This window comes from Mesorhizobium sp. M1409, assembly GCF_040317535.1.
Lineage (GTDB): Bacteria > Pseudomonadota > Alphaproteobacteria > Rhizobiales > Rhizobiaceae > Mesorhizobium.
On record NZ_JAMYKV010000086.1, the window covers coordinates 1 to 14894 of the forward strand.

The window sequence follows — 14894 nt, forward strand, 5'->3', positions numbered from 1 at the left end:
GGCTCGACACCAAATCTTCTCAGACAGGGGCCTCCTCAGGCCAGACCCGCGCATCAGCTACCGCGGCAGCGGTTTAGTTCAATCAGATATTCTCCCCGATGGGAATCCCTCGCGATTCCATCAAGTCAGATTATGCTCTAGCGTCAGTTGCTCGCGCGCCGCCTTGCCACGGTTGCCATTCAAAAACCCGTCAAGCTGATCCTGCCACGGACCGATCTTCGGCTTGGGCTGCCGCTCGCGTTCGTAGGAGAACGATGTCATCGGATCTGAGAATCTTGCGGACGGTGTTCCGCGAAACATGCAGTTCGCGGCAAATCCGCTTGAGCGACCATCCTTGCACATGGAAGGCGCGCCGAACCCGGCCAATCGTATCCACCGACTTCATCCCCACACCATCCGCTCGCTACGACGAGCGGATCTCGCAAATCAAAGCATCAGGGGGTCAAAATTGGACGCCGATTCCCCAGCTTATGGGGTCAATTTTGCACACGATGATGTAATTGCTGCCGTCGCTCCTTTGAACGAAGACTCGGCGGACGGCAAAAGCCGCCGACCAGTGAGATCAAGGAGGCCGCAGTGAAGCAATATGTCGGATTGGATGTGTCGCAGCGAGAGACCAGCGTTTGCGTCGTCGATGATGCTGGAAGGTGTGTCTTCCAAGGGAAAGTGAAGTCCGATCCGGGAGCACTGACCGAGTTGCTCCGCAAACGCGCACCGCACGCCGAGCGCATCGGATTCGAGACCGGCGCAATGTCCAGCTGGCTCTGGCATGAGCTTAAACGGGTCGGATTACCGGTCGTCTGTATTGATGCTCGGCATGCGAAGGCGGCACTTTCAGTTCGAATGAACAAAAGTGATGAGAACGATGCCCGCGGCCTGGCCGAGTTGGTTCGCGTCGGCTGGTACCGGGAGGTCAGGGTTAAAAGCACAGAGAGCCAGGCAACCCGATCCCTCCTGGTGGCGCGATCGCGACTTGTCGCCATCCGCCGCGATCTCGAGAACCAAGTCCGGTCAATGCTGAAAGAGTACGGGCTGCAGTTCAGTCGCTCAATCGGTGCGCAGTTTCGGCGAAAGGTCGTGGAGCTGGTTGTCGACGGGCATCAGCTTCGATCCGTGATCGAGCCGCTTCTGACCGTCCATGAACAGGCCTGCACGGAACAGGAAAAGCTGGACCGGCAGGTACGACGCCTTCGCTCGTGAGGATGACACCACGCGCCGGCTTATGACGGTTCCTGGCGTCGGCGTCGTGACGGCGTTGACCTACCGCCACACGATCGATGATCCTTCGCGCTTTTCCTCGGCCAGTGACGTCGGCGCCTACCTTGGTCTGACACCGCGGCGAAAACAATCTGGGGAAACAGATATCAACGGCCCCTCTTGCGAACCTATCTCTACGAGGCGGCAAGCGTACTCATGCATCGAACGAAGAAATGGTCTTCGTTGAAGGCGTGGGGCCTTCGTCTGTCAAAGCGGATCGGTATGAAAAAGGCGAAAGTGGCGGTTGCTCGCAAGATCGCGGTTCTGCTCCACTGCCTCTGGGTTGACGGCACCAGCTTTGAGTGGGGCGGCGAAAAGATGGCCTGACAGATCCGCGCTCGATCCCAATCGCGGGCCCGTTTCCGAAACCCGTGATGTCCCCGCCGGGACGGAGGTTGTGGTGACCTCGTTGAATCGGCTGACGTCGACTTCGAACTTCGTTGCACACGTTGAGGCGCCCAACCCGAACATCATCATGAGGCATTCGACCTCGAAAAGGACCATGACCCCGGCGATGACAGAGCAAAACTCGGATTGACAACCACCCGCAATTAAAGGGCCGATTCACAGATTGCCTGCGCTGCGGCCGTTTGCATGTTGAACATTCGGCGGGTGAGAGTCAGCGCGCAGCATCGACCCCATTGCGATGCTTAGAAGGGGCATTCACAATCAGCGGAAGAACGCAGCGGTTCGCGACAAATTGAAAGTGTCCTGTAGATCAGGCAGGGTTCCTTGGCCTACGCGTTTGTCCGTGGCTGCAAAGGCAGGCCGTAAGCACGCATTTTGTTGTAAAGGGTCTTTCGCGAAATCGCTAGATAGCGCGCTGTTTCTCCGCGGCGGAAACGATGACGCTGAAGTGCGTCGAGTATCCATTCACGTTCGTCTGCCGGCTGCGGCTGCGGCGCGTCCGCATCGCTTAGGGGCGGCAGATGCTCGGCCTTGATCCAGTCGCCTTCGCAACGAATGGCGGCGGTCTCGAGCACGGAGCGCAGCTCACGGATGTTCTCGGGCCAGCCATATGTCATGAGAACCCGGTAGGCCGAGTGGTCAACCGCCAGTTTGCGGCTGCGACGATCTTTTCGGAGGGCCTGGAGGAAGTGTTCCGCAAGAAGGGGAAGGTCTTCTAGGCGATCGCGCAGTTTGGGAAGGAAGACGTGTCCGGGGGCGAGACGCGACTCTAGCGAAGGTACTAGCACCCCGCTTGCGCCGAGCTGGGAGAGCGGCTGCGTCGATGTCAGGATAAGGCGTCCTTCGAACCGCCCTTTGTCGCTATCGCCTAGGCGCCGGTAGAGTCCAGTTTCAATGACCTCCATCAGCCGTTCCTGGGCGTCAAGGCACAGGGTTTCGAAATTCTCGATCAGCAAGGTTGCCTTGGGATGGTACTGAAACAGCCCAAGCACCTTGCGGCCGCCCTCGGAGGGGGCAGAGCCGAACAGCGACTCTCCACTTGGCTCCGGGGTGCTCGCACTGATGAACTTGCTGCCAGGCCGTCCCGCAGCTTCATGAATGCCTCGTGCCAGAAGCCTCTTTCCTGTTCCGGCCTCCCCGGTAATCAGGACCGGGAGAGGAGAGGCTGCGAGCTGTTTGATCCGTTGCTTGATCCGCTGGATCGACGGCGACCGCCCGGCGATCCAGTATTCGCGCTGCACATGTTCGAGTTGGCGCTCCAGTTCATCAATTCGCTTTTGCAACGTGCCGACGGATTTGAAGGCCGATGTGATCTGCTCAATCGAAGCCTCGAGGGGCACTCGGTCGATGGTGGAGCCGCCGATATATCCGTCCGCTTTGGAAGCCGCCGAAACCTCGTACATCTGGTCCGGGTTGACGATGGGGCCGCCCTCCAGAACACATAGGGTGTTCTCTGAAATGCCGCGTATCTGACGAAAGACAATCTTCGCAAACTCGGCCGCCTGCGTCAGGCTGAGCCCGGAGCGGCCTCCGACAGTTCCTCCGACGTTCCAGCCGAGATTGAGATTGATGATGTCCACGCCGGCTTCGGCCGCCTGCTGTGCCTCTGTCACCGTTCGAACGTAGGCGAGGGTCGCCATGTTTCTGTTCTGCGCGGCCCGGAGCATTTCGAGTTCACGCTGGAATCCCACCCCTGCTTTCTCTATGTCAGCCCGAAAGCGTCCATCGAGGAAGATGCAGGTGGGGAAGTTGACAACGCCGCCGAAGCCGGCATCAGCAATTCTCTGCAGTTCAGCTTCTATCGAGCACCGGGGATCAAAAGCACAGGCGCCGAAGAAGACTGGAACTTTGGCGAACGGCAAGATTTCCGATTGGGCGAAATCCAGAACGAAGTCATTGCTCTTGCGCAATGCGAGCAGGGAGAAGATGGATGGGGCACCCATGCTCCGCAATCGTCCCGCACTCAACGCGAGGATAAAGTCCGCGCCGCCGCGGGAGGCCGCCTGGGCGGCCATGCCCGTGCCGATTGCGGCGCCCACGAGACTCGAATTGGGCTTGCTCAGCGTAGCCTTGAGGGCCGCAACGATATCCGCTCCCGCATGCGCGGGAGCGGATAATGCAGAACGAAGGTTCGCAGAATGAGCAATCGGATCAGCCATTGTGAGGCAAACTACATCCTATTGAGCCTCGATCGAAGCGCTCTTTCTGAAGGACTGGAGGAATTCCTGTACTTTCACGGGTTGGCCGAGGCGTGCGCTTTCGATCGCCGAGAATACCAGCGCAACAGACTGCAGGTTGTCCTGGACGTTAGTGGCCATCTGCGGCCCGCCGTCGAGCCAATGGCAAAACTGCTCGATCAACAGCGAATTCTTCCACTTCTTGCCACCGAGCAGCGAAACCTGTTGCCCCTTTCCATGTCGGTTCTTTTGATAGATCCGTTTCGGATCCCTGTGGAACACTTCGACCTCTTTATGATCTAGGATTGCAGTCCCGGACGCTGCTTCCACCCGAACATACTCAAACGTCCAGTCATTGAGCCCCGTGGCTTGCGCTGACGACCCTTCATATACTCCATGAGCGCCGTTGGCGAAGTCCATCAATACCATGACGTCAGTCTCACCCTTGTACTCCGCCCATTCCGGCTTCCAAGAGCGAGCATAGATCGACGTACAAGGTGCCCCGGCCAGATCGGCCATGATATCAAGGTGATGCACTGCTCCCTCGATCAACATTGGGTGATTCATTTCGTGCCGAAAACGCCCCCAGGAATCGTAGGCGCGGTAGTCACCGGCGAAGCGGCATGACACGGTATTAACTCTACCGAGGGCCTCGTCACTCACGAGTGCTCTCAGTGTCGACTTGTCCTGATCGAACCGGTGGCTCATGGTCACCGCCATCTTGTGGCCCGCCGCTCTCACTTTGTCAGCGATGCGGACGGAAGCCTCCATGGTATCGGCGATCGGCTTCTCGGACAGAATGTGCATGCCGCGTGCAATGGCCAGGTCGACGATTCCCTCGTGTAGAGCGGGGGGAATGACGATGGTGCAGAAGTCGGCATTTACCGCCTGGAAGGCTTGTGCGGCCGAGGTGAAGCACTGCTCCGCCTTCAATCCGAGGTGCTTCCGGCCGATTTCGAGCGCTTTGGCGTTTATATCCACCAAGCCCACCACCTCGATCGTCCCGTCTGAATGGTTTGACGGCAAAAATGTGTCGCACCAGCGCTCTCCGAAGCCGCCTGCCCCAACGTGTAGGACCTTATACGTCATCGATTTTTCCTTCAATTGAGCAGAATTTAGGCGAGAATCACACCCGGTCGGTGCGAACAGCGGCAGGCCCGTGTTTGTGCTCCCAAAGATGGCCAAAGCGCTTCTTGCCTTCGAGAGTCGTCTCGAAATAGGCACCCTTCACGTTTGAGCGAACCTGCGGAAGATCATGGTGGCGTCCCATGCCTATGGCGACACAATCACCAACCTCGACTTCGAAACTGCGCGATCCGACAACGACCGTGCCTGCCCCCTCGATGATCACCCAGTATTCGTCGCAATCATGGTAGTGAGAGTCAAAGTTGGTCGACTTAGGATAAGTGACTGGGTCACCCTTTGACCAACCCAAGGTGCTGGAAGTGAGTTCGAAGATTCCGCACCCACCCAGCTCGGTGCCCCACTTGCCGGAAAAAATGAGCACCTGCGCCGTGCGATCGCCGGCATCCGCTGTGAAGGGACCGTCGGCCTCATCCAAGTCCCAGAACTGGCCTTCGCTGAGCACCTGTGCTCCTTTCCCGCTCGTCAGGCGGCACGATCCACGTGTGACGAGTAGCCGCTGCCTATTGCCGGAGAGCGGAAGCGATAGGGGCTGGTCGGAAAGTTCCGCGAATTCAAACCCTCTGAGTTCGCACCAAGTGGGTGGCTGTTCTCCGCTTTTGAAAACCGACATCTTTTTCCTTCCCTTATACTATCAGGCTGTCTTGCGGCGGATCGCCTTGAAGGCGAGTGTCTGCGACTTGATCGCCTCCTCCGCCGGCAACCGCTCCATGCTGCTTGCGCCGTAGAACCCGTGGCATCCCTGGCAGGAATCGAGAATGAAGCGGGCATCTTCCGGATTGGCGATCGGGCCGCCATGGCTCAGAATAATGATATCGTCGCGGATCGTTCGAGCGGCTTCAATGCACTTGTTGATCAACGAGACACAATCGTCCATCGACTTGCCCGAACGCGCACCAATCGCGCCACCCGTCGTCAGTCCCATGTGGCAGACGAGAATATCAGCTCCGGCTTTCGCCATCGCTACCGCATCTTCCGAGCTGAACACGTATGGTGTCGTCAAGAGATCGAGCTTATGGGCCTCGGCAATCATCACGACTTCCTGGGCATAGCTCATGCCCGTCTCTTCGAGATTCTGACGGAACAGCCCGTCGATCAGACCCACGGTCGGGAAATTCTGCACGCCGGCGAAGCCGATCTCCTTCAGTTCGCGCAGGAAGCTCGACATCACCACGAACGGATCCGTGCCGTTGACGCCGGCAAGCACCGGGGTGTGCCGCACAACGGGCAGAACCTCGCGCGCCATGTCGACGACGATCTGATTGGCGTTGCCATAGGCGAGAAGCCCGGCAAGGGACCCGCGGCCGGCCATGCGATAGCGGCCCGAATTGTAGATCACGATGAGGTCGATATTGCCGGCTTCCTCGCTCTTGGCGGAAAGGCCCGTACCGGCACCACCACCGATGATCGGCTCACCGGCCTTGATCTTTTTCTGGAAACGCTCGATCAGCTCCGAACGGGTGGGATATTTGATGGCGGGATCAGTGCTCACGAAGGGCCTCTTTGAAATTGGTAACAAGGTGCTCCGCAAATTGCGGATCATTTATGTGAAGGGCGACGCGCGTCAGCTGTCGCTTGTCAGTGCAACGGAGCGTGCGTTCGAGCGCTGCGAATAGCGCAGCATTGGCTTCGGGATCGTGGAAGGGCTGACCCGGCGCGTCGATCGCCGACACCCCCAGCTCCGGAATCAGGAAGCGAACGGGCCCCTCACAAAGGTTCAACCGCTCTCCGATCCATTCACCGATCCTGTGGCATTCGTCCGGCGTCGTTCGCATCAGCGTGACCTGCGGGTTATGGACGTGCAGCCGGCGCGAGCGAAACTGATTCGGGACTGCGTCCATGGCCCCGAAGTTGACCATGTCGAGAGCGCCGCAGGAACCGACATAGGGCAGTCCCGTCCGAGCGAAGGCCCCGAAGCGATCGGGCGTACAGGGGAAAACGCCGCCCACCAGATAGTCGCAGACCTCGGTGGTAGATACATCGATCCCGCCGACCAGCAGACCGGAATCGGCGAGCTTCTCGAAGGATTGCCCGCCTGTTCCGGTGGCATGGAACACCAGGCAATCGAAATCTGCCTCGAGCGACCGGGCCACGGCCTGGACACATGGCGTCGTGACCCCAAACATCGTCAGGCCGATTGCGGGCCTTTCGTCGGCTGTGGCGCCAACCCTGTTGAGGACCATCCCCGCAATAGAATGGGCAGCATTGGCGAGGACCACCCGCGAGATGCGGTTCAGTCCGGAAACGTCCGTCACCGAATACATCATGCTGATGTCGGTCGGCCCCACATAGGGGGCAACATTCCCGGAGGCCACTGTCGAAACGAGCACCTTCGGCACTCCGATCGGGAGCGCGCGCATGGCAGGTGCGATTAGGGCGGTGCCACCCGAGCCGCCCGCACCGATGATACCGTCGACGTCCTTGCGCGATCGAATAAACTCCACCAACGCCTGCGACATGGCGCCGACTGCCTTACCACGGTCCTTGAGTTTTTCGGCTTTCGGATTCGGATGAAAGCGTGCCACCTCCGACGGCTGGACGTCGACATCCACGGCTTCGCTGTGAAACTCGGACACCGAAACATCGACCAGGACGACGTCACAACCTGCATCCCGGATAAGGTCGCGGACATAGCGCAGTTCGCTGCCTTTGGTATCGCAGGTGCCCACCACATAGACTTTTGTCATCGTTCTCCTCCCGGGGTCGGCTCACTCGATCGTCTTCACTTGAAAAACCTAAACGCCACGCTTCGGCCATTTCGGTATATTCCTCTTAGGCGTTGCCTCACCGGCCGTCCCCCACCGAAGAAGAACTTAGCCGTCGGTCTTGCAGGAAATCAATTGGCGCAGACCGATGTTTTGGGTAGAATTGGGTAATCTTTTCATGGGTGAAAAATGCACTCTCCTTCCACTCTTCCACCAATGCGGATCGTGACGGACTTGGCAGCTATCTCCGACGAGCAGCCTCAGTGCGTCACGCTCTATTGCCCTTCCTGCGAAGGACTACAGGGCAGCGCCTATGACAGCCTCGTGCTCCTTCCGATTCACGACACAAACGGGTGTCTTCTGGCGGAGCTCCGGAACGGAATTCCACACCGGAGCCAGATGTTCGCGGGTGTGCTTGCTCTCGATCCATTCCGCCGCCACGTGGACATTCTGAAGGCCCTTGGGACGGCCAGATGCCCCGGCGTCGTCAACTTCCCGAGCGTGACCGCAATCGACGGCGAAATGCGCGTCAGCCTCGAGGACTTCGGATACGGTGTGACGACCGAAATCAATCTACTGCGTACGGCGGTCGCAAAGGGGTTCGGCGCGCTCGCTGTGGTCGACAGTTTTGGAATGGCGCGAGAAGCCGTCACCATCGGCGTGAGCGGACTGATCGCGGTACGGCACACGAGCGACGCCATGCTTGCCGAGCTCTCCGAGCTTGCTCATGAGACGACACTGGGGCTGTTTCGACTTCCTGACGCCGTTGGCGGGCCTTGAACAGGTGTTCATCCTGGTGGTCGGCATGCCCCATTGGACAAGTCCAAACGAATTCCGCATCATGTGAAGAAACTCTTGAACGGCGGATGGAGAAATCGCCACTTCATTCCCCAGCATTTTCTTACTTCTCAGCAAGCTCTTCAGATACTTCGTGCTGAAGCTTCGGCTCCTGGGACAGGGGGCGGCCGAGAGCCTCGATAAATTGGTTAATAGCGCTCTCCGCCCTTAACTCGAGCGGCCGCCTGCGCTGTCTCTGTTAATGGAACTGTCGAATTCAGCCAGAACCGGATGGACAACGCGCTCGTGATTTCCAGATCTCGCTCCAACCGCTGAAGGCAACCGTCGATCCGATCCAGGCGTTTGACGATGGCCCGCCTCTTTTCATCCGCGTCAGGGGAGAGGAAAGATGCAATGGCGGACTCTGCGATGAGCGAAGTTGATTGCTCTCACCAATCTGCAAAGTCCAAAAGCCGCCGCTTCAGGTCCGGCTTGAGATAACCCGACAGTCGTTGTTTCTTGTCCGACCGTACCGACAGTTCTCACAGTTCCATCCGTCGTCTGGGCCCATGGATATCTGCCGCGCGACCTGATGCATGTGGTGCGCAAGCGTGCGAGTAGCAGCCGTATCGACATTCTCGTTGGCGGGTGTTTCCACACTTTCGATGCCGTCGTCGGTTGGTGTCGATTTGTCCTTTGCCGACATGGCCTCTATCAACCAAAGACAGCTACGGCTGACTTGATGGTGATGCCGCCATCGGGGCTTTGGCGCATCTGACGTCCAGTGGCAGCGCGAAGGACAGTCGGCAGTTGCAGCGCTTGCGGCACCAGAGAGTTTGCACGATTTCCCAGCCATGCCGAGTTTTGCGAACGGCGCTTCCAGACGCGACGCGCTGAGACCAGCGGAAGCCGATTTCATGGAAATACAGATCGGCATGTGGCGGGCTGATATGGTGAAAGACGCCGGACATCGTGCGCCGGACGCGGGAATTGAAACCTTCCACCGAATTGACGTGGACCGTGTCGCGAACATATTCGTGGATGCTTCACGGTCTAATGGGAAGGCCAACTAACGACACCTTTGTCGATTTTGCCCAGTCCGCGACACAGTCCAATTGGGCAGAATTTCTGGCCCAATCTCACGCATGTCATTGAACAGCACGCAGAAAATCTCTTCTGGAGCTCTTTGTGCACAGTTGGCACGACTTTTGATGCTCCTTTTTGGCGACGCAGCTGGAGCTGCCGACCTATTGGCATGCGTGGCTGACGGCCCAGCACATCAAACGCGGTAGTGATCTGGACTTTGCCCGTATCGGACCTTCGGCGCGGATAATGTTTTCGTCTTTGATGAAGGGCAGCGATGAAGCTGAACAAACCTGATTTGGGGAATGAGATGATGCTTGATCTGGACGGCTTTGACCGTCAGTTGCCCCTGGTTTGTGACTTGGATGGCACTCTGATAAGATCAGATACTTTCCATGAGAGCTTCTTTGAAGCCTTCTTTCATTCGCCACAGCACCTGCTTCGCACTTTTCCAAGTTGGTTCAAGGGCCGCGCGGCGTTGAAGGAAACGCTGGCAAACGTTTGTTCGATTGAGCCGCGGGCCCTTCCCTATCGTGCAGAGATGTTGGAATTGATGCGTGGCGCGAAAGCTGACGGGCGTGAAATTTATCTCGTTACGGCAGCGGATCAGAGCATAGCGGATAGTATCATTTGTCACCTTGGCGGCTTCGCCGGCGCGAAGGGAAGTGATGGGTCATTGAACCTGAAGAGCCGCAACAAGTTGAAATGGCTTCAGGATAGCTTCCCGGAGGGATTCATCTATGCGGGCGACAGTGCCGCCGACCTGCCGATCTGGGAGGCGGCTTCCGGAGCGGTTCTGGTTGGCAACGGAGTGAAATACGCAAGCCAGCTCCGTGAAGCTGGCGTTGAAGTCAGGACGATCAGTCCTGAAAAAACCAATCCGGTGAAGGACTGGCTGTTTGAACTCCGGGTACACCAGTGGTCAAAAAATGTACTGATTTTCGTTCCCCTGTTTCTCGGCCATATTGCGGGCGATTTGCATGCAGTGCTGAGGACAATGGTCGCCTTTGTTGCTTTCGGCCTGATTGCCTCGGCGACCTATATCATCAACGATCTGGCTGATGTGGAGGCGGACAGGGCGCATGCGACCAAGCGCTTCCGGGCGATTGCTGCAGGTAGAATAAGCGTTATAAATGGCTTTCTGGCGAGCATCTTTATGCTGGGTGCGGGCATTGGGGTGGCCCTACTTTTGCACCCTCAATTCGCACTGGCTGTCACAGGCTATCTGGTGCTGACGCTGGCCTATTCATTCCGCTTGAAGCGTTACGCGTTACTCGATGTGACGGTCATCGGAGCGTTGTTCACACTGAGGATTGTCATGGGTCAGGTGCTGAATGATCTGGCATTCTCACCTTGGCTTTTGTCCTTTTCAGCCATGTTCTTCTTCTCGCTGTCTCTGGCAAAGCGTCATGTGGAAGCAATGCGCGCGTGCTCAAAGGGGAAGGGCGCCATCAAAGGTCGCGGATACTTGCCTGACGATTGGCCGCTCACCTTGGGCTATGGCCTTGCTTCCGCATCGGCTTCGACCGTCATCATGCTGCTTTTCATCGCGCTCGAAGCCAGAGTCACGCAAGAATATCACAATCCAGCATGGCTCTATGTTGCACCGGCGGGCGTGTTCATGTGGCTGCAAAGGATATGGCTCCTGAGTCATCGCATGGATTTGCACGACGATCCTGTCGTCTTTGCGCTTAAGGACAAGACCAGCTTGTTGATTGGCGCCATCATCTCATTGGCGTTTGCGCTGGCTGTGTAAAACAAAGCGGTTGCCAATATGCAAGAGACGAACCTAGTAACCCTGAATGCGCCCCTCGTACTCCTGACTGGAGCTGCCGGCTGGTTGGGCGGGCGCGTAGCGGCGGCACTGACGACGGGTTTGCCGGAAGCAGGACTTCTCGCACGCGGCGTCTTCCGGGTAAGGGCGTTCGTTCCTGCGGGAGAAGACGTATCGCAGCTGCGCGACCAGGGCCTGGAAATCGTGACAGGCGATATCCGGAATATGGAATCTGTCCGCGCATTTGTGGCTGGTGCCGAGGGCGCCGTATTGATCCACATGGCCGGCATCATTCATCCCAAAACGGTTGCCCAATTTGAAGCGGTCAACACGCAGGGCACGATCAATCTGGTTACGGCAGCGCAAAAGGCAGGTGTGAGGCGCGCGGTCGTCATGTCATCGAATTCGCCGTTCGGCTGCAATCCGCACCCGGACCACAGATTCACGGAGGAAAGCCCCTACAATCCCTATGTGGGATACGGCCGCTCCAAGATGCTGATGGAAAAGGCACTGCGTGCGGAAATTGCTGCTGGCAGCCCGATGGAAGTCGTGATCGTTCGCGCGCCGTGGTTTTACGGTCCCAACCAGCCGCCACGGCAAACGCTCTTTTTTAAGATGGTCAAGGACGGCAAGTTTCCAATCGTTGGATCGGGGCGGAATCGCCGCTCGATGGGCTACACTGACAACCTGGCGCAGGGCATCCTTCTTGCCGCAGTTCACGAGCGGGCGGGAGGAGAGATATTCTGGCTTGCAGACGAGACGCCATACACCATGAAAGAAATTGTCGAGGTCGCCGGCATGGTCCTGCACGAAGATTTCGGCATGACGGTCAAGCCCAACAAGTTCCATCTGCCGGACATCGTCGGCGACGTCGCAACGATAGTTGATGCGACTCTCCAGTACGCCGGCATCTATCACCAGAAAATCCATGTGCTGTCCGAAATGAACAAGACAATTGCCTGCGACATCACCAAAGCCAGAGAAGTACTCGGTTACACGCCAAAAATCGCCTTGCGCGAAGGCATGCGACTTTCGGTCGATTGGTGCCTGAAGAACGGTCAGGCCTTTTAATTGAGGCGTGGTGACGAATTCGGAGATCGTCAATGTTAGTACAACCTTCTTCAGTTATTTCCAGCGATATCGTTTCAACTGCCATTGGATATGCCATTGGGTGGCCTGTCTCTAAGTTTTTAGATAGCAATATGCGGATGCGCTTGCTTATCGCTCCGGTCTTTGGACTTGGAATATTCGGCGCTGCAGGTGTTTCCATTTTTCATTTGTTACCTTTAACCGTAACCAATCTTATTCTGACCGTCCTAGCGTTGTTCGCTGTCACGCTCTGGCTAACGAAAGGCGCCGTCGACCCACTCTTGCGCTCGCCGACCAATCCTGGCTTTTCCTGGTTAGCTGTTGCATTTCTCCTCTGCCTTTTGCCAACCTTCGCGATCATTCCGCAGTATTATGGGGAAAGCGCCGGCGTCGGTGACCCGATCTGGGACCATGCTAAAATCGCTATCATAAATGAAATAGCTCAAAATGGGTTGCCTCCCGGCAATCCATACTATTCCGAAGTAGGTACTCCCAGCACACTTATTTACTACTACGTCTGGCACTTCATCGCCGCGTGTTCATCCGTCATCACAGGCGCAAGCGGCTGGGAGGCCGACATTGCTCTTACCGGCATGACGGCGTTGTTCTCGACGTTCGTCGTAACGTGGCTGGCAGTGGCGCGAAGCAGAAGCTCAAATGCCGCTTTGTGGGTACTGCCGCTCTTGCTTGCCAGTTCCCTTAAGCCAATCGTGCGATTCGTCTCTGGAAAGTGGCTCGACACTTGGATGGTACAGGAATACGGCCTCGAGACATGGATTGTTCAGGTCGCGTGGGCACCCCACCACGTATTTTCCGGAACGCTGGCCTTGATTGTCATCATGACATACATACGAATTCTACATTGCAACGCCGGCCGCGATCTCAGCTTGGCAGTATTTACGGGGGCGATGCTGGCTTCTGCTTATGGCAGCTCCATGTGGGCAGGCGGCTTCTCACTGCTTTTGATATTACCCATGGTGGGGGTGCTGGCGCTTTCAGATGTTGTAAGGGCCAAACGGCTGCTGCAAGTTCTCATCTTAGTTTCAGTCACTGTTGCCATAGCCGTACTCTGCGCCGGAGTGTTAGTCTACGAACAGGCTGCCGTATTATATGCCCGAAAAGCCGTGGAATTTTGGATATTTCCAATATTTGTCGGGAAGGAGTGGTTTCTCGACCTAAATGGTTTCTGGTTTGTCTTGCTTATACTAGACTTCAGCATTATGTATGCGTCATTTATTATTTGGACATTATCGACACCAATCGACGGGGTCGCTCCCTACCGCCATATCGATCGGGCGATACTCGTTACCGTTCTGGCGCCGCTATTTTGCGCGCAGTTTATGCACAGCGTCATTCTATATAATGACTTGGGATGGCGTATAATAATTCCATCATTGCTGGTTATGATGGCGGTTACACCTGCGGTGTTCTCTTCGCAAATTGGCAAAAGCACGTTAACCGGGCGTGTAGTGACTATATCCGCAATTGTATTACTGGCGCCCTCAATTTTGGCTGGTGCTCAATTTGTATACTTGTCCGCCTTCCAATTTCGAGTTCAAGGACCTGAAACGTTAGAGGGCACAGCTTTCAGCGCATCTCCTGAAATGTGGAAAGCTGTGCGACAAGTAACGCCATCGAATGAAGCGGTCGCCAACAATCCGCTCGATTTGGCAAACGTGACGTATCGACCAGGGAATATTTCCTGGGCAACATTGTCACAAAGGCGAAATTGCGCAACGACGCTCGGGTTTTTGCGCTCCTATGCAGCTCAACTTACGCCAAATCAAGCATCAGAAGTCTATGCTCTCTTCGTCGATGCGTTCAGAGGTGAGGCTTCCGAAGGTCATCTTAGAGTCATGAAAGAAAAGTATCTTTGTAAGACTCTTGTGGTTACGGTGAGAGATGGCTTATGGGATAGACCGGTGCTCGACAACAGTTCAGTATACAAGCTCGTGTCCGAGAAAAAAGACAGCTGGCGGATTTATCGATAATACGCCTTTAAAGGCAAGCGAGTGCGCCCGACACCTTGCAATAGGCCGATGAACATGGAGTTTTCGAGCCATGACATTGGAACATGCAACGGGCGATATGGTCGCCGAGTTAAACGGCGCCGCGGTGGCCGAAGATCTTACAACGGTGCCGGGCGTGTGCGGCAACGAAGGCTGTGGAGTTGCACCGAGAAGCGCGCGTTGGTCGACCTGGCGAGCGGCGGGATCGTCGGTGACGGAGGTCGCGCAAGCGTTCGGCGTAGCTCCACGAACCACCTCACAGAGGTCAACCAGAAAGGACATAAGGTCTTACCTTAAAGCTCGCCAATGCTGCGTCAGAACTCACAATACTCTGCTCAGCCTTAAAACCGGTAATCTGTCCGGTCTTAACCACGCAGGTGTTAGTTTGGTCGCGGTCGAGTAGCTCAGCCATTCGGCTTTCGCCCTCACAGATCCGGGCGGGCGGATTTCCCGCACCCGGCTCTTCCCGAGG

General features: G+C 56.8%; 11 protein-coding genes and 3 pseudogenes. 6 read left to right on the top strand and 8 right to left on the bottom strand.

Features of this window, described 5'->3' with window-relative positions; translation table 11 throughout:
- Nucleotides 1-138 precede the first annotated feature (138 nt).
- A pseudogene (locus NKG99_RS33805) lies at nucleotides 139-385 on the bottom strand (helix-turn-helix domain-containing protein); the annotation flags it as partial.
- Nucleotides 386-576: 191 nt separating this feature from the next.
- Between NKG99_RS33805 and NKG99_RS33810 the strand changes: the two are divergent.
- A pseudogene (locus NKG99_RS33810) lies at nucleotides 577-1584 on the top strand (IS110 family RNA-guided transposase).
- A gap of 410 nt (nucleotides 1585-1994) precedes the next feature.
- Here NKG99_RS33810 and NKG99_RS33815 read toward each other — a convergent pair.
- Genes NKG99_RS33815 through NKG99_RS33835 form a run of 5 tightly spaced genes read right to left on the bottom strand, consistent with a single transcriptional unit; the run spans nucleotide 1995 to nucleotide 7672 of the window.
- Complete coding sequence (locus NKG99_RS33815; protein WP_352873717.1) at nucleotides 1995-3824, bottom strand: phosphoenolpyruvate hydrolase family protein; 1830 nt, start codon at nucleotides 3822-3824, stop codon at nucleotides 1995-1997.
- 18 nt (nucleotides 3825-3842) lie between these two features.
- On the bottom strand, nucleotides 3843-4931 hold the full coding sequence (locus NKG99_RS33820; protein ID WP_352873719.1) for a Gfo/Idh/MocA family protein: 1089 nt from the start codon (nucleotides 4929-4931) through the stop codon (nucleotides 3843-3845).
- Between the two features lie 37 nt (nucleotides 4932-4968).
- Nucleotides 4969-5598 carry a cupin domain-containing protein gene (locus NKG99_RS33825; protein WP_352873721.1) on the bottom strand — a complete coding sequence of 210 codons (630 nt, stop codon included), beginning with the start codon at nucleotides 5596-5598 and terminating at the stop codon, nucleotides 4969-4971.
- Between the two features lie 21 nt (nucleotides 5599-5619).
- On the bottom strand, nucleotides 5620-6477 hold the full coding sequence (locus NKG99_RS33830) for a phosphoenolpyruvate hydrolase family protein (RefSeq protein WP_352873722.1): 858 nt from the start codon (nucleotides 6475-6477) through the stop codon (nucleotides 5620-5622).
- The gene (locus tag NKG99_RS33835) at nucleotides 6467-7672 is read right to left on the bottom strand and encodes a Tm-1-like ATP-binding domain-containing protein (RefSeq protein WP_352873724.1); all 1206 of its coding nucleotides are present in this window, start codon (nucleotides 7670-7672) and stop codon (nucleotides 6467-6469) included. Before NKG99_RS33835 ends, NKG99_RS33830 begins: the two co-directional genes overlap by 11 nt.
- Before the next feature lie 243 nt (nucleotides 7673-7915).
- On the opposite strand from NKG99_RS33835, the gene NKG99_RS33840 reads away from it, so the two are divergent.
- Nucleotides 7916-8470, top strand: a complete 555-nt coding sequence (locus tag NKG99_RS33840; protein WP_352873735.1) for a phosphoenolpyruvate hydrolase family protein — start codon at nucleotides 7916-7918, stop codon at nucleotides 8468-8470.
- A 711-nt stretch (nucleotides 8471-9181) separates the two neighbouring features.
- On the opposite strand, the pseudogene NKG99_RS33845 reads toward NKG99_RS33840, so the two are convergent.
- Nucleotides 9182-9513, bottom strand: a pseudogene (locus NKG99_RS33845) (transposase); the annotation flags it as partial.
- Between the two features lie 175 nt (nucleotides 9514-9688).
- Here NKG99_RS33845 and NKG99_RS33850 point away from each other — a divergent pair.
- Genes NKG99_RS33850 through NKG99_RS33865 form a run of 4 tightly spaced genes read left to right on the top strand, consistent with a single transcriptional unit; the run spans nucleotide 9689 to nucleotide 14404 of the window.
- Nucleotides 9689-9847: a hypothetical protein gene (locus tag NKG99_RS33850; protein ID WP_352873726.1), complete on the top strand. Its 159-nt coding sequence runs from the start codon at nucleotides 9689-9691 to the stop codon at nucleotides 9845-9847.
- Nucleotides 9828-11306, top strand: coding sequence for a UbiA family prenyltransferase (locus tag NKG99_RS33855; protein WP_352873728.1), 1479 nt, complete (start codon nucleotides 9828-9830; stop codon nucleotides 11304-11306). The genes NKG99_RS33850 and NKG99_RS33855 overlap by 20 nt, the downstream gene beginning before the upstream one ends.
- An 18-nt stretch (nucleotides 11307-11324) precedes the next feature.
- Nucleotides 11325-12395, top strand: a complete 1071-nt coding sequence (locus NKG99_RS33860; protein WP_352873729.1) for an NAD-dependent epimerase/dehydratase family protein — start codon at nucleotides 11325-11327, stop codon at nucleotides 12393-12395.
- A gap of 32 nt (nucleotides 12396-12427) precedes the next feature.
- The gene (locus NKG99_RS33865; RefSeq protein ID WP_352873731.1) at nucleotides 12428-14404 is read left to right on the top strand and encodes a hypothetical protein; all 1977 of its coding nucleotides are present in this window, start codon (nucleotides 12428-12430) and stop codon (nucleotides 14402-14404) included.
- Between the two features lie 283 nt (nucleotides 14405-14687).
- Here the strand turns inward: NKG99_RS33865 and NKG99_RS33870 are convergent.
- Nucleotides 14688-14894, bottom strand: a 207-nt coding sequence (locus NKG99_RS33870; RefSeq protein ID WP_352873733.1) for a hypothetical protein, incomplete at its 5' end; no start/stop codon positions are given.

Excerpts from the sequence above, each read along its gene's own strand:
- NKG99_RS33860 (WP_352873729.1), top strand. The coding sequence starts at position 11,325 with ATGCAAGAGACGAACCTAGTAACCCTGAATGCGCCCCTCGTACTCCTG.
- NKG99_RS33865 (WP_352873731.1), top strand. The coding sequence starts at position 12,428 with ATGTTAGTACAACCTTCTTCAGTTATTTCCAGCGATATCGTTTCAACT.
- NKG99_RS33815 (WP_352873717.1), bottom strand. The coding sequence starts at position 3,824 with ATGGCTGATCCGATTGCTCATTCTGCGAACCTTCGTTCTGCATTATCC.
- NKG99_RS33855 (WP_352873728.1), top strand. The coding sequence starts at position 9,828 with ATGAAGCTGAACAAACCTGATTTGGGGAATGAGATGATGCTTGATCTG.
- NKG99_RS33825 (WP_352873721.1), bottom strand. The coding sequence starts at position 5,598 with ATGTCGGTTTTCAAAAGCGGAGAACAGCCACCCACTTGGTGCGAACTC.
- NKG99_RS33820 (WP_352873719.1), bottom strand. The coding sequence starts at position 4,931 with ATGACGTATAAGGTCCTACACGTTGGGGCAGGCGGCTTCGGAGAGCGC.
- NKG99_RS33835 (WP_352873724.1), bottom strand. The coding sequence starts at position 7,672 with ATGACAAAAGTCTATGTGGTGGGCACCTGCGATACCAAAGGCAGCGAA.